The 12,210-nt window shown below is 63.2% G+C and carries 15 protein-coding genes; 1 reads left to right on the top strand and 14 read right to left on the bottom strand.

Features of this window, described 5'->3' with window-relative positions; translation table 11 throughout:
* Nucleotides 1-50 precede the first annotated feature (50 nt).
* The 10 genes from RBH71_RS17220 to RBH71_RS17175 all read right to left on the bottom strand — a co-directional run bounded on the left by RBH71_RS17220 (nt 51) and on the right by RBH71_RS17175 (nt 8,208).
* A complete protein-coding gene (locus RBH71_RS17220; protein WP_003497070.1) occupies nt 51-305 on the bottom strand; it encodes a hypothetical protein in 255 nt (84 codons plus the stop codon).
* Between the two features lie 139 nt (nt 306-444).
* Nucleotides 445-651 (bottom strand): hypothetical protein, encoded by a 207-nt coding sequence (locus RBH71_RS17215; protein WP_003512133.1) that lies wholly within the window; start codon nt 649-651, stop codon nt 445-447.
* 34 nt (nt 652-685) lie between these two features.
* Nucleotides 686-4,489, bottom strand: coding sequence for a baseplate multidomain protein megatron (locus RBH71_RS17210; RefSeq protein ID WP_003512131.1), 3,804 nt, complete (start codon nt 4,487-4,489; stop codon nt 686-688).
* A 17-nt stretch (nt 4,490-4,506) separates the two neighbouring features.
* The gene (locus tag RBH71_RS17205; protein WP_003512123.1) at nt 4,507-4,941 is read right to left on the bottom strand and encodes an NlpC/P60 family protein; all 435 of its coding nucleotides are present in this window, start codon (nt 4,939-4,941) and stop codon (nt 4,507-4,509) included.
* A complete protein-coding gene (locus tag RBH71_RS17200) occupies nt 4,938-5,822 on the bottom strand; it encodes a DUF2163 domain-containing protein (RefSeq protein WP_003512122.1) in 885 nt (294 codons plus the stop codon). The genes RBH71_RS17205 and RBH71_RS17200 overlap by 4 nt, the downstream gene beginning before the upstream one ends.
* Nucleotides 5,819-6,457, bottom strand: coding sequence for a TIGR02217 family protein (locus RBH71_RS17195; protein WP_003512120.1), 639 nt, complete (start codon nt 6,455-6,457; stop codon nt 5,819-5,821). The genes RBH71_RS17200 and RBH71_RS17195 overlap by 4 nt, the downstream gene beginning before the upstream one ends.
* Before the next feature lie 90 nt (nt 6,458-6,547).
* Nucleotides 6,548-7,129 carry a phage tail tape measure protein gene (locus tag RBH71_RS17190; protein ID WP_003512118.1) on the bottom strand — a complete coding sequence of 194 codons (582 nt, stop codon included), beginning with the start codon at nt 7,127-7,129 and terminating at the stop codon, nt 6,548-6,550.
* A gap of 97 nt (nt 7,130-7,226) precedes the next feature.
* On the bottom strand, nt 7,227-7,448 hold the full coding sequence (locus RBH71_RS17185) for a rcc01693 family protein (RefSeq protein WP_025592848.1): 222 nt from the start codon (nt 7,446-7,448) through the stop codon (nt 7,227-7,229).
* Nucleotides 7,445-7,801 (bottom strand): gene transfer agent family protein, encoded by a 357-nt coding sequence (locus RBH71_RS17180; RefSeq protein WP_003512114.1) that lies wholly within the window; start codon nt 7,799-7,801, stop codon nt 7,445-7,447. Before RBH71_RS17180 ends, RBH71_RS17185 begins: the two co-directional genes overlap by 4 nt.
* Entirely contained in the window at nt 7,801-8,208 is a 408-nt protein-coding gene (locus tag RBH71_RS17175; RefSeq protein WP_003512111.1) for a phage major tail protein, TP901-1 family, read from the bottom strand. The genes RBH71_RS17180 and RBH71_RS17175 overlap by 1 nt, the downstream gene beginning before the upstream one ends.
* 107 nt (nt 8,209-8,315) lie before the next feature.
* Between RBH71_RS17175 and RBH71_RS17170 the strand changes: the two genes are divergently transcribed.
* Nucleotides 8,316-9,515 (top strand): MFS transporter, encoded by a 1,200-nt coding sequence (locus RBH71_RS17170; protein WP_003512110.1) that lies wholly within the window; start codon nt 8,316-8,318, stop codon nt 9,513-9,515.
* A gap of 7 nt (nt 9,516-9,522) precedes the next feature.
* Here the strand turns inward: RBH71_RS17170 and RBH71_RS17165 are convergent, their stop codons facing one another.
* The 4 genes from RBH71_RS17165 to RBH71_RS17150 all read right to left on the bottom strand — a co-directional run bounded on the left by RBH71_RS17165 (nt 9,523) and on the right by RBH71_RS17150 (nt 12,204).
* Nucleotides 9,523-9,918 carry a DUF3168 domain-containing protein gene (locus RBH71_RS17165; protein WP_003512108.1) on the bottom strand — a complete coding sequence of 132 codons (396 nt, stop codon included), beginning with the start codon at nt 9,916-9,918 and terminating at the stop codon, nt 9,523-9,525.
* Nucleotides 9,915-10,250 carry a phage head closure protein gene (locus RBH71_RS17160; RefSeq protein WP_003512107.1) on the bottom strand — a complete coding sequence of 112 codons (336 nt, stop codon included), beginning with the start codon at nt 10,248-10,250 and terminating at the stop codon, nt 9,915-9,917. Before RBH71_RS17160 ends, RBH71_RS17165 begins: the two co-directional genes overlap by 4 nt.
* A gap of 3 nt (nt 10,251-10,253) precedes the next feature.
* Entirely contained in the window at nt 10,254-10,823 is a 570-nt protein-coding gene (locus RBH71_RS17155) for a head-tail connector protein (RefSeq protein ID WP_003512105.1), read from the bottom strand.
* 112 nt (nt 10,824-10,935) lie between these two features.
* Complete coding sequence (locus tag RBH71_RS17150) at nt 10,936-12,204, bottom strand: phage major capsid protein (protein WP_003512103.1); 1,269 nt, start codon at nt 12,202-12,204, stop codon at nt 10,936-10,938.
* Nucleotides 12,205-12,210: the final 6 nt, after the last annotated feature.

Genomic DNA, 12,210 nt, shown 5'->3' with positions numbered 1-12,210 from the left:
ATGCTAACTGTGTCGGATTGTTTTCCGATATTTCGGCGATGCGGGCAAGGCTACATCGGCACGCGCATCGTTACCTTGCGCGGGCGCTCGCCATTACCCTGGACGAGAACGGTAACTACACAGGACTGACCGTCACCGGAGGGATAGACCGAAAGAAGCTGACCACCGGTTTCGCGCACCACGCGGGCAACGGCCGCGCCGCAATCGCTTGCAGCCAGAATGTAATGGCCCTGCAAATCAGCCTCGGGCGCCGTGAAACCGGAAAGCCCGGCTGCAAGCGTCGCGATGATGAGAGGTGATGCCATTGCACAAATCTTCCAAAAAAATCGGCTTCGTCTCGAACCGTATTGTGACCGAATATGTAGCGCAAAGCGTCTGAATGGCAAATGAATGCCGCCCCCGACGCCACGACGCACGGCGGGGACGGTATGGGCGCTAGTGGCGTCACCGGATGGCACGGGTTGCCGAAAGGCGGCCGTAAAGTGCGACGAGGCCGCCAATTCCGCCCGCAACGGTCACCAGTCCCTCCGCCAGCTCGCCGTGCAGGCCGGCGGGAAGATCAAGACCAGCGACGCTGAAAAGCGGTGCGAAAACCGCAACCAGGGCGCCCCAGATCGTGCGCGATTGATACCATGCCTTGGTACTCTCCATAATCTCGTCCTTTCCGTTGTTTTTCAGGTGGTTGTCAGAGTGGGAGAACGGCGTGCGCCGCCACTCCCAGAGGCACCGCACGGCCGAGCTGACGGACACGCACGGAAATGTGATCCCGCAAGGTCGGGAAATCTGTGAGTTCGCCCGCTCTGGGGTACAGCCAGAAGGGTTCGGAGACCTCTGCCGTGCGTCGAACGGCCTCGCGATCCAGCACCTCCACGCGGTAACGCTCGAACGGCTCTTCCAGCGGTATCTCGCTCGCGTCCCAGCCATCGGCCTCCATCCGGCCTCGGCGCACCCAGCGCAGCAAAATGCCGTCCCTGCGCCGCTCGGCCGCAAGATGCACCGGCGCAAGCGGCGTTTCAGCCCGCAAGCCACCCTCGAAGACAAAAGGACCGGCGGGGGCGCCCGCCAGTCCCGCCGCCTCGACGATCCAGTTCAGCCGCCGTCCGCGTTCGGTCGCGGCAAGACCGAGCGGCTGCACCGCCGCGTCCAGCACCACAACAGGGGTGCCCACCGGCGCGCCAATGGCCAACGCATCTTCCGTGCCGCCAAGCCCACGCAACAAAGCGGAAAGCCGCCAGCGCGCGGGCGCAATTTCCTCTGCGCGCGCGAAAGCGATGATCTCCCAAACACCGTTTGCGGCCCTCACCGCCATGCGGTTCTCGCCGTTCAGCACCGAAAGCTCCGTGGCCGAGGAAAGCTCGCCGGATGGCAGATCGATCAGGATGGTGTTTTGCCGGTCGAAACGGCCGGAGGGGCCTGATGTCAGCGGCATGGCCAGCGTGCCGATCATCGCGGGCCGGTCAAGCACGGCGCGCTGCCGGTAGCCTTCCGTGCCGGCGGAGGACGAAACGACGATTGGCCGCCATGGCCGTGCAAAAACGGCAATCTGCGCCGAATTTTCAGACGCTGTGCCGTCATGGCGCGGCAGGTCGAGAAACAGCACCTCCGGGGCAAAACCTTCCGCGCCGTTTGCCCCGCCAACACGACGCTCATCCACAGCGCCCGAAAAAGCGGCGGATGCGGCGGAAAAGGCGCGCGCCTCCACCTGCCGTACAGTACCGTCCTCAATCCGGCTGATCAGAAACCACTCTGCCGGAGCCTCCGAAAACACATTCTGCGGGAGACGAATGCAATCGCCGGGTTCCAGAGCGATATCTGCGGGCGGCAACGCAAAACGCAGTGTGCGCCGTGCCTGCCTGTTGTCACGCAACAGGGCCTCCGCCGCGGCTTCCGCCTTTTCCGCCGGGAGTGCCGCGCTAAGGTCGAGCCGCATGACGCGGCTGCCGGCATTGTCGATACGGCGCGAACGCACGCTCGCCTGCTCGTAGTCCAGCGCCGGATTGAACGAGGTCAGCACGGCCTCTGCGGCGAAATCGCTGTCATGGCCGCGATTTTCCGACCACAGCGGTTCGTCGTCCAGATCGGCCAGCACGGCAGCGTCACGCACGGGCAGAACCGCCGTATTGCGAGAGCGGAAGTGCAGGGTTCCGCCGTCCTCAGCCACATCCACCTGAAACGCCGCCATCAGCGGCTCCAGGAGGTTGCGGGCCGAGGTCACGTCGCCTTGCACATATCCCGTCAGATCGCCACTGACGGCAGAGACGTCGAAGCCGGAAAATCCATGGTCCGTCAGGATCGCGGCGATGGTATCGGCAAGTGTGGTAGTCCCAAGCCGGCCGTTCAGCCAATGGCCGGTACGCCAGTTGGCCCCATCGCTCCAGGCCGCGCCGTTCTGCGGAAAGGCGGGGAACGGCCGCGCATCCCAGGTCCACATATAGACGCGGTTATGATCCACCATCGCCGCATCCCCCTTCCCCCTCCAATGGTCGAGATGCGCCTCCAGAAACCGTCGCTGCTGGCTGTCGGCGCGGCTTCTGCGGGAAAAATAGGGATAAGCGTTTTCCGCCGATTTCGGATCGGGAAAGACATTCGGGCGCGTCGCACTCTTGTCCACCGCCGGGCAGCCGAGTTCGGTGAACCAGATCGGTTTCGACCCCGGCACCCATGCGGTTGGCGTCAACTTCTCCGCACCGCGCACCCGGTCAAAATGGGCATTCTGCCACCAGCTTCGCAGGTCCTTGTAGCGGAATACCCACGGCTTGCCCTTGAGACCATCAGTGATGGGCGTGCGCCGCCGCGCCGCGCGGTCGGCATGGCTGGCGTAATACCAGTCGAAACCCTCGCCCGCCGTGATGGCATAACGGAAGGCGTTAGCATCGTCCGGGCCGCTCATACCATCAGGATTGCCGTTTGCGGCATCCTCGTCGCGCCAGTCGGAAAGCGGCATATAGTTGTCGATGCCGATGGCATCGATATCAGGGCTTGCCCAAAGCGGATCTAGATTGAAGAACACGTCGCCGGAACCGTCCGCCGGCTGATAGCCGAAATATTCGCTCCAGTCCGCGCCATAGGTCAGTTTCGTTGCCGACCCGACAACTGCGCGCACATCCGCCGCCAGCCGCACCAGTTCCTCCACGAAAGGAAAGGCGTCGTTATGGTCGCGCAGGCTTGTCAGCCCGCGCAGCTCCGAGCCGATCAGGAAGGCATCCACCCCACCCGCCTGCGCCACCAGCGCCGCATAATGCAGCACCATGCGTCGATACCCCTCAGTGCGGTTGCAGAAGGTGGAAATCTCCGTGCGCGTGCCTGCACTGCGGTCGGGCGAACCTGCCAGGCCAGGTGCCGGAAAACAGGTGATGCGTCCGCGCCAGCCATAGGCGCCCTGCTCGCCTTTGCCGTAGGGGTCCGGCAGGCCGTTGCCGGCTGGCACATCCATCATCACGAATGGATAAAGGCAAACCTTCAGACCACGCGCCTTGAGGTCGACTATTGCCTGCACAACGCTTTGATCATCCGGCGTGCCACCATAGGCCGGGCCGCCGCCGTGACGGCTGACGAGATGCGCTTGCCCGCGCGAAACACCGGCGACGGACCATGCAGCACTTTCCCTGTCGCGACCTGCCACTTCCACACCCGGCAGAATGCGGCATTCGCCCGCGCGCATGTCGGTGCCGAACCAGCTCACTACGAGCGCCACGCTTTGCAGATTGGGGCACAGCGCCTGCAATTCGTCGATCGCGGCCTGCCAGTCGGTCAAGGCAGTCAGGCAATTGCGGTTCATGATGCGACTTTCGCCCATGCCAGTTCGTTCCGAAACCTGCGCCGTGGCGTAACCGTGTTCCGTCGCGCCGGGAATGACGGTGATGGCACGGATGGCTTTTTCCAGCCGGCCGACCGGTCGCACCACCTCGAACTGCATCAGCGGAATGCGGTTGCCATAGCTGTCAAGCGGCAGGCGTTCGAACACGACATAGGCCAACCCGCGAAAGGCGGGTGCATTGCCTGCGCCCTGTTTTGCCTCGATCAGCGGATCCGGTAATTGCGTCTCGCTGCCGGGATAAAAGCGCATCTCGATGGCGCTCAGGTCCAGTTCCCGCCCATCGGCCCAGACGCGCCGCACCATGGCCGCCTCGCCCTCGCACAGCCCGACGGCGAGATTGGCGAAGTAGCGAAAGGTCTCGACCTTCGGGCCGCGATTGCCCTTGCCGCCGCGACGCGTCACCTCGACGCTTTCCTCAAAGCGCGTCGCCCAGATCAGCGTACCGCCGATCCTCGCCGTGCCGTAAAGCCGGTTGATGGCCGCGCCTTCGTCCGCACCCGGAATACGCGCTGTGGAAAGCCGGGCGCCGGACACCGTCCGCCCGTTCGAAAGCAGCGCGCGGTCGACGGCATTACCCGCCAGCGCGCCAGCCGCGCGACCGATGATGGCACCCACGGGGCCGAAAACGCCGCCGAGTGCTGCACCCGCCGCCTGAAAGAGAATGGTCGCCATGGTCGCCTCGAAAAATGTCAGGGTTCGGGAAAACGGAAGACGCCGGCAATACGTCGCTTCCAGCCGGGCACCAGCGCCGAGCGCACCACTGCCACCTGTTCATAGGCATGGATGAAATGCTGCGGCACGGCGAGGATGCCGAGATGTTTCGCCGCTGCATCGGCCCGCCAGCGGAACAGCAGCAGGTCGCCCGGCATCGCCTCTTCCATATCAGGCACCGCCGAAAAATAACGTGTGGCTGCCTCCAGCAGCCGGTCCTCGCCGCCCCGCTCGGCCCAATCTGGTGTGTAGGGCGGCGGCAGTTCCGGTTCCTCGCCGTAAAGCGAGCGCCAGATGCCCCTGACAAGGCCGAGGCAATCGCAGCCAACGCCTTGCAACGACGCCTGATGCCGGTAGGGCGTGCCGATCCAGCCTTGCGCGACCGCCAGCACTTTTTCTGAGGTAATGCTCATGGAAACAGCGCCTTGCCGTCATGGGTCTGGCCGCCGCTGGCGTAGGAATAGGCGAAATCCGCCCCCGGCAGATGCGGAAAGCCACGAAAGTTCAGGTGATTGGCGAATTTGGCCTTGCAGGTCGCAAAACTCTTGTCGCAACCGGCGATGACGGAAAAAACATCACCCGGCTGCGGCGGTTGCTCCGGAGCGAGCCAAAAGGACAGAAGCGTGCCGCCATCGCGTTTCTCGTGGCTGTCGAGATCGAAACCCTTGCCGGCAAGTTGGCCGCTCAGAAACTGCAATTTCCCACGGCTGAAGAAACCATCGGCGAAAGCGTCCAGCCCTGTCACCAGCAGGTTGCCCGCCGCGTCCGTGCCCGCAACGCTGCCGGTGCCGGTAAATCGCTTGAGATCGACGCCGCATCGCCGATCACCAAGGGCGGCATCGCAGCGCCGCCCATAGACCCTGCCCTGCGGCTGGGAAAGACGATGGGCGATGCTGCGCAGCTCGGCACGAAACGCTCCGCCCGCCCGTGTCACCTCGCCGATTTCGCGCATGTTCAGCAGCACATGCTGTTCCGGCGCCTGCCAATTGACGAGGTAGAGCGCCACCTGCGCACCATCGAAACGTCCGGCGGCCAGATCGCTTTCGGAAATCGCCTCACTGGAAAAGCCGCCCGTCACTTCACCCGCACTCGCGCCAAGTCCGGCCTCGCTGTCGCTGTCACTTGCACCAAAGCCGCTTGCGGCCAGATAGGCGGTACCGGCGAAGGAAAGGGTCTCGTCATGGTCGGTAAAACCGATGACCTCGCCGTCCTTCAGCGTCACTTTCCAGCAATGGCAGGTGGTCGTGGCCTCGCCCGCCAGATGTTCGGCCAAAGCGGCAGGAATGGTCTTCATGGCAGGATTTCCATCAATGGAATGGAGGGAATGCGGCCCGCCTCGAAGGCGGTAAGGTTCACGTCGACGCGGTCGATTGCAAATCGCACCGGCACGTCGAATTCGAAACCGGCCCGGATTGCGGCACCGGCAGGCGGCGCCTTACCGGCGCGAAACGTCACCGTACCGGTCGCATGGTCGACCGAAAAATCCGACAAAGCGGCTTTCACTCCATCGACTGAGATGATGACCGAAGCCTCGACCGGCTTCGCCACCCGCCGGGTGAAGGAACCGCCCGCATCGGCATAGGTCTTCACCAGCTGAAAAGCCGTCGTCGTGCCGTCACCGGTGCCGATCTTCTGGTCGCTTGCAGCAGGTGTCTGGCCCGGCGGACATGATTTGAAATCCACCGGGTCGCGAAACCGAAAACCATGGAGTTCACCGCGCCGCGCCTCGAAAAAGGACAGCACCTCGTAAAGATCGGCAACGGAGCGAATGCCCGATCCTGCGTCATAGGCGCGTCTGGCATTCTTCCAACGCTGGTTGCGGTTCTCCCGCCCATTGGAAAGGTTGACGATATCGGTTCTCCTTACCGGCCCGCCGCTCACGCCAAGCGCCAGCCTCAGCGGAAACCGCACTTCATGAAATGCCGCCATGTCGTTGTTCCTGGATTCGTTTTGATAGTCTGGGAAAGATGGAAGGGTCACGCTCGACACAGAGGTCTTGCAGGGAGGAGGTCCAATCCGTCACAGGCCGCGCTGGCCACGCCCGACGCTGCGCGCCAGCATGGCGGCGATCTGGCCTTCGCTTTTTCTGAAGCTCGCCGCGTCCGTCGCCGTCACATTGAAAACGATCTGCGCGCCGCCGCCACCCGCCGGTGCGGCAACACCGAGCGCCCCATCCGAACCACGCTTCAGCGGCAGGATCGCCTCGGCACCCGCTTCGCCCATCAGGCCAAGCCCGCCGCCCATCGGGAAGAAGGCCGGGCTTGCGACCACACCGCCATCGGCAAAGGGCGTGATACTGCGTCCCGGCACCCCGCCATCGGCAAAGGCAAACAGCGAACCGCCGCCATTCAAAAGCCCGCCCACGGCATTGCCGATCATGTTCTCAAGCGGCTTCAGCCCGGCGGAAAGCGCAATGCCGGAGAGCCGTTCGCCAAGCCCGCGCAACACTTCATCCAACCCCTTGCCGCCCGTCGCCGCAGCCTGCATGGCAGAAGTCAACGCCGCCCCGAACCGCTCGGAACGCCGTTCGAGATCACCCATCACCTCCGAGAGCGCTTCCGCTTCCTCGCGACTGCCCGCAATCGATCCTTCGCCTGCCATCACGCTTGCCTTTCTGATTCAAAACGGAACCGTAGATGTTTGAATTGCCTGGTCGTTTTCACGAAAGATGCACGTCCCCCAAAATAGCAAACCACACTCACCCATCCGGAAACCGCCGCATCATCGCATCCATCGCCGGGCGGTCGAGGGTGTGGAAAGCGGGGCGGATGCCGCCGGTCATGGCAACGAATTCCCTTGGCGTCAGCTGCCAGAAGGTTTCGGAGGAAAGCCGCAGCAGGTGGAAACCGGTGTGTATTACCGCCTCCCAAGGAAAAGGACGCGGCGTCAGATCGCCCACCTCACCTGCTGCGGCACTCAGGGGTCCGGCGGCGTGCTCCTCGAACCGGCAAAGGTGGCTGTCAGGAGATCGGCGACGATGGCGGCGTGGCCGGCAACGCCGCCTTCTACCGTGGCTGCGGCCACGTCCTCATCGGAAAACACGTTGCCCGCGCCGCGCAGACCTGCGCCGATCACCCGTATCATATCGGTCGCCTTCATACGTCCGGCTGCGAAACGTTCGGCGAGCGCGGTGAGATCATCGGCCTGAAAGGCGGTTTCGAGTTCGGCGAGAGCGCCGAGCGTCAGGCAAAGAACGCGCCTTTCGCCATCGATCAGCGCCTCGATCTCGCCGCGATGGCGGTTCGCCCGCCCGTAACGTAACCCTTGCGGCATCACAGTGCTCCGAAATTAAGGAAACCGGCCGATTCCAGCGCAGTCTCGAATTGCACTTCGCCATCGTGGCGACCGGAATATTCGAGCGCGACGATCTGGAACGGCCCGGTGATCGTGCCGAAGTCAGGAATGACGATCTGCCAGCCCGGAATGGAGCCGGCGAAAAATGCGCCACGCACTAGGGCATCGCTTGCCTGATCCTTGAAGATGCCCGACGCCGTCAGCGATGCCCGCTGCACGCCGGCGCCGGCCAGAAGCTCGCGCCAGCGCCCGGCGCTTTCGCCGTCGGTAATATCAACCGCCTGCGCGTTGAAGGCCAGACGCTTGGTTCTGAGCCCCGCCACGGTCACATAGGAGCCGGCGTTGTTGAACTTCAGCAGCAGGTCCTTGCCCTTCTGCGCCACCATGGTGTTCTCCATCTCGTTTCGATTAATGTCGTCTCGTTTGATGTTGCCGGGTCGCAACTGGCCTGCTACCAAAAGCATTCCCGCATCTCGCACCCGCGATTTTCATCATGTCTGATGCCACCCCCTTCACGTCTCGCGCGCGCCTTATCGGCGTGCTTGCGGTTGGGCAGATCGTCAGCTGGGGCACCGGTTTCGACATGCTGGCCATACTGGGGCCACGCATCGGACAGGAACTGGCCATCGCAAACGAGGTCGTTTTTGCCGGTCTCACCGTCATGATGACGATCAGCGCCCTCTGCGGCCCGCTTCTGGGAAGAACGCTGGTGCGCCGTGGTGCCGCCCCTGTTCTTTTGGCGGGTTCGTTGCTGTTCACGGCGGGTTTTGTCGTGCTCGCCTTTGCGGGCGGCGTGATAAGCTACGTCCTCGGCTGGGTCGTGATGGGTCTGGCCGCGACCTGCGGCCTGACGACGGCGGCCCATACCGCTGTGGTGGAACGTGTCGGCGCGGAAAGTGGCCGGTCGCTGACGCTTCTGATGGTGTTTACCGGACTTTCGGCAGCGGTTTTCTTGCCCGTCACCACCGTCGCAGATCAGCACCTGGGCTGGCGCGGCACCCTTTTGGTATATGCCTGTCTGCAAATATTCGTGCTTCTGCCACTCTATGTTTTTGTCCTTCCCGGACGAAGGACGAGCAATACTCCAGGCACGTCGAAAGGCGCTGCGGTCTCGACATCGCCTGTCGATACGCGGCGCGCCTTTCTACTTCTGGCGGCAATGACGACGCTTAGCGCCTTCACAGCCTTTGGCTTTTCGCCGCTCCTGCCTCTGCTGCTGGTCCATGCCGGCGCATCGCAATCGCTCGCCGTGCAACTGGCAGCCGTGCGCAGCGTGCTTGCGATCATGGCGCGCGGATTGGATTTTCTGCTTGGAAAACACGGCAATCCTTTCGTCACCTGCATGATCGGCTTAGGTATGCTGCTCGCATCCTTCGTGCTGTTGCTCGTTTTTGCCCCGGCCATGCCCGCTTTCATCGGTTTCATCATTTTCTTCGGCTTTGGCGCGGGCGTGCTCACCGTCAGTCGCGCGGTGTTGCCGCTCGCAGTATTTTCACCGGAACAATATGGCCTTCAGGCTGCGCGTATCTCCCTGCCGCAGAACCTTGCCATTGCCGTGGCGCCCGTCATTTTCACGCTGGCGCTGGATCGCGGCGGGGTGGCGGCCATGCTCACCATCGCCGCCGTGCTGATCAGCATTTCGTTTCTGCTGCTGATCGTGCTCTGGCGCACCGTGCGCAAACAGAATTCCTGAACCGACCCTATTCCGTTACGGCCCTGAAACGCATTTCTGCGAGGAAGTTCCGTGTCTTCGGCTCGCGCCGCGAACGGCTGGAGAGAAGCTGCAGATTGACGAGCGAGATACCGACAAGCGGAAGGGCGGCATCGTCGAGCAGGGTTTTCACCCGCCCGGCAATCTCACCCGCGCACCTGCGGCCATTGACATCGCCCCAGATGTCCAGCGACAGAAAATGTTCTTCGGCCTTTTCCGTCGCCGTCGAGTAATCGCGGCTTTCAAGTTCGCCGATAACGATCAGGGGCAGGATGGCGCGCGGCAAAAGCCGGTCGACGATACCGCCGGGGATGAGCGCCATCAGAGCAGCGTCGCCGGAAAGTTTTGCGAAAATCGCCTGTAGAAGCACATTTGCGGCACTCACGGGCTTTCCTCCTCACAGCGGCAGACGATGAAACGACGGGTCTCGTCCGGATCCATCACGGCCCGGATCGCCAGAATGCGCCGTCCCTTGCGAAAGCGCATGCCGGCGGCAATGTCGCTGCGCCAGACCAGCCAGACGCGGTGGGTGATTGTTACGCCCTCAGCCGAGGCCCGCTCATGCGAGGCATTCGAAACAGGTTCGATGGCAGCCCAGAGCGAACGCAGGAAACTCCAGCTTTCCGCGGCCCCACCCTGCCCGTCCGTTACCTCGCTGCGCACCTCCAGCTCCAACCGCGCCGTAAGCTTGCCGGGGTCGAGAAAAACGAGGTTCATGGCTCAGAGCCCCGCACGGCAGAACGGCGACACCAGCCGCTCGTAACCGGCCGGAACCGCTGCGGGTTGATTTTCCAGAGCAACGGCACCGCGGAAGGCGAACATCTGGGCCACATGCATCAGCATGGCGCGTTTCAGCGTATCGGGCACATCGGTTCCCGCCTCACCGTAACCGGCAATGAAGTCGATCTCGATGCCGTTCATAACCCGTCCGGGTGCTGGCGGGTCGCGCAGCCACAGCCGCGCCGGGCGCGCCTCGCCGTCAAGCAATCTGTCGGCGGCTGTGATGTCGGCCGCGCGCCCTTGACCGTCAAAAACCAGAATCGTTTCGATGGTTTGCACCGGTCCCTTACCAATCAGAATCATGCCACTCGGCGGCCACCGGTCGAGATAGAGCCGCCAGGTCTGGCGTATCAGGCAAAGTCCTGTCGTACGTTCCAGATGCTCGCGGGCGGTACGGATCAGCGCAGCCAGCAGCGCATCCTCGTCGCCGCCGTCGAGACGCAAATGCGCCTTCACCTCGGCAAGCGTCAGCGGCTCCGCCTGCGGCGGATGAATGAGGGCATAGGTCATGGGGTCTCCGGATATGGGACAGAAAGAATTCCGGCCGAAAGCGTTTGGCGAAAATGTAGCATCCGCACGCCGTCACCCCCGACTTGGTCCGGGGTGACGGGGAAGATTGCGGTCAATTCACCCCGAACTTCACCAGCTTGATCGCCTCGAAGTTCTGCACGCCGCCGCCCACGCGCTTGGTGGTGTAGAACAGCACATAGGGTTTTGCCGAATAGGGATCGCGCAGGATGCGCACGCCGGTGCGGTCCACCACGAGGTAACCGGCGCGGAAATCACCGAAAGCGATGGCGAAGCTGTTTGCCGCGACATTCGGCATGTCTTCGGCCTCCATCACGGGAAAGCCCATCAGCGAGGCGGGCTGCCCGACGGCAGCGGGCGGATGCCAGAGATAGGCGCCGCTGGTATCCTTGAAGCGGCGCAGCGCCCCTTGCGTCTTGCGGTTCATCACGAAGTTGCCGTTCTGGCGGTGGCCTGCCTTCAGCCCATAGACGGCATCCAGCAGCACATCCATTGGCCCCGCGGAGGCGAAGCCACCCGCAACACCGGTGGCGACATAACCGATATTCCCCCAGCTCCAGCTGTCATTGGCGACGGCCGTATAGGAGAGGAAACCCTTCGGTTTGTTGGTACCGTCGCCGGCGATGAACGCCGCTGCCTCCTGTTCGGCAAAGGCAATGTCCACTTCCGAGGCGATCCAGGCCTCGATATCCACGGCCGCATCATCCAGCAACCCCTGGGTTGCGGCAGGCATGGCGTAGAGTTCCATGGTCGGGAAGGAAAGTTCGGAGAGCTTCGGTGTCGTCGTCTCGGGGCGAGCCGCCGTTTCAGAAACCCAGCCGGTGGCAAATCCACCCGGCGAAAACGGCTTCTTCAGCACGGCAGTGGAAACCTGCCGCACGGTCGCAAGCGACCGGATCGGTGAAATCGCCGTCATGCGGCGGCCAATCTCGCCATCCGTTTCGGTGGGCAGCAGATAACCACCATCGGCGCCTGTCGATCCGGCAAAGGCCTTGGCCTCCAGATCGCGCAGCGCGCCCTCCTCACCCCGGCGGATATAGGCCTCGAAGGCGGCCTTGTGCTCATCCGTATCGAGGGAATGCGCCTGCTTGCGGCCGAGCGCCGGGCGCGCTTTCTTGAGCGCCAGATCGTCCATGATCTTGCGGTTGTCATCGAGCGCCTTGTCGATGCGGTCGAGCTTGTCGCGGGTCACGACGTCGGACCCCATCTTGCGTTCGATATCGGAAAGCCGCTGGTCGTTGGTGTCGCGGAAGGTCTCGAAGGCCTCCATGAACTCGTCGAAGGCCGCCGTCATCGTATCGGGCACGGCCTTCACCTGCGGCGCAACCGTCATTGCGGCCGGTTTTGTCATCTGGTCTGTCATGTCGCC

The organism is Rhizobium sp. AN68 (assembly GCF_030758035.1).
GTDB lineage: Bacteria > Pseudomonadota > Alphaproteobacteria > Rhizobiales > Rhizobiaceae > Agrobacterium > Agrobacterium tumefaciens.
This window is presented reverse-complemented; position numbering and strand designations above follow the sequence as displayed.

Coding starts and splice junctions, on each gene's coding strand:
- RBH71_RS17160 (WP_003512107.1), bottom strand. CDS start 10,250: ATGAACCTCGTTTTTCTCGACCCCGGCAAGCTTACGGCGCGGTTGGAG.
- RBH71_RS17150 (WP_003512103.1), bottom strand. CDS start 12,204: ATGACAGACCAGATGACAAAACCGGCCGCAATGACGGTTGCGCCGCAG.
- RBH71_RS17195 (WP_003512120.1), bottom strand. CDS start 6,457: ATGGCGGCATTTCATGAAGTGCGGTTTCCGCTGAGGCTGGCGCTTGGC.
- RBH71_RS17155 (WP_003512105.1), bottom strand. CDS start 10,823: ATGACCTATGCCCTCATTCATCCGCCGCAGGCGGAGCCGCTGACGCTT.
- RBH71_RS17200 (WP_003512122.1), bottom strand. CDS start 5,822: ATGAAGACCATTCCTGCCGCTTTGGCCGAACATCTGGCGGGCGAGGCC.
- RBH71_RS17180 (WP_003512114.1), bottom strand. CDS start 7,801: ATGCCGCAAGGGTTACGTTACGGGCGGGCGAACCGCCATCGCGGCGAG.
- RBH71_RS17215 (WP_003512133.1), bottom strand. CDS start 651: ATGGAGAGTACCAAGGCATGGTATCAATCGCGCACGATCTGGGGCGCC.
- RBH71_RS17175 (WP_003512111.1), bottom strand. CDS start 8,208: ATGGTGGCGCAGAAGGGCAAGGACCTGCTGCTGAAGTTCAACAACGCC.
- RBH71_RS17190 (WP_003512118.1), bottom strand. CDS start 7,129: ATGGCAGGCGAAGGATCGATTGCGGGCAGTCGCGAGGAAGCGGAAGCG.
- RBH71_RS17210 (WP_003512131.1), bottom strand. CDS start 4,489: ATGGCGACCATTCTCTTTCAGGCGGCGGGTGCAGCACTCGGCGGCGTT.
- RBH71_RS17205 (WP_003512123.1), bottom strand. CDS start 4,941: ATGAGCATTACCTCAGAAAAAGTGCTGGCGGTCGCGCAAGGCTGGATC.
- RBH71_RS17220 (WP_003497070.1), bottom strand. CDS start 305: ATGGCATCACCTCTCATCATCGCGACGCTTGCAGCCGGGCTTTCCGGT.
- RBH71_RS17170 (WP_003512110.1), top strand. CDS start 8,316: ATGTCTGATGCCACCCCCTTCACGTCTCGCGCGCGCCTTATCGGCGTG.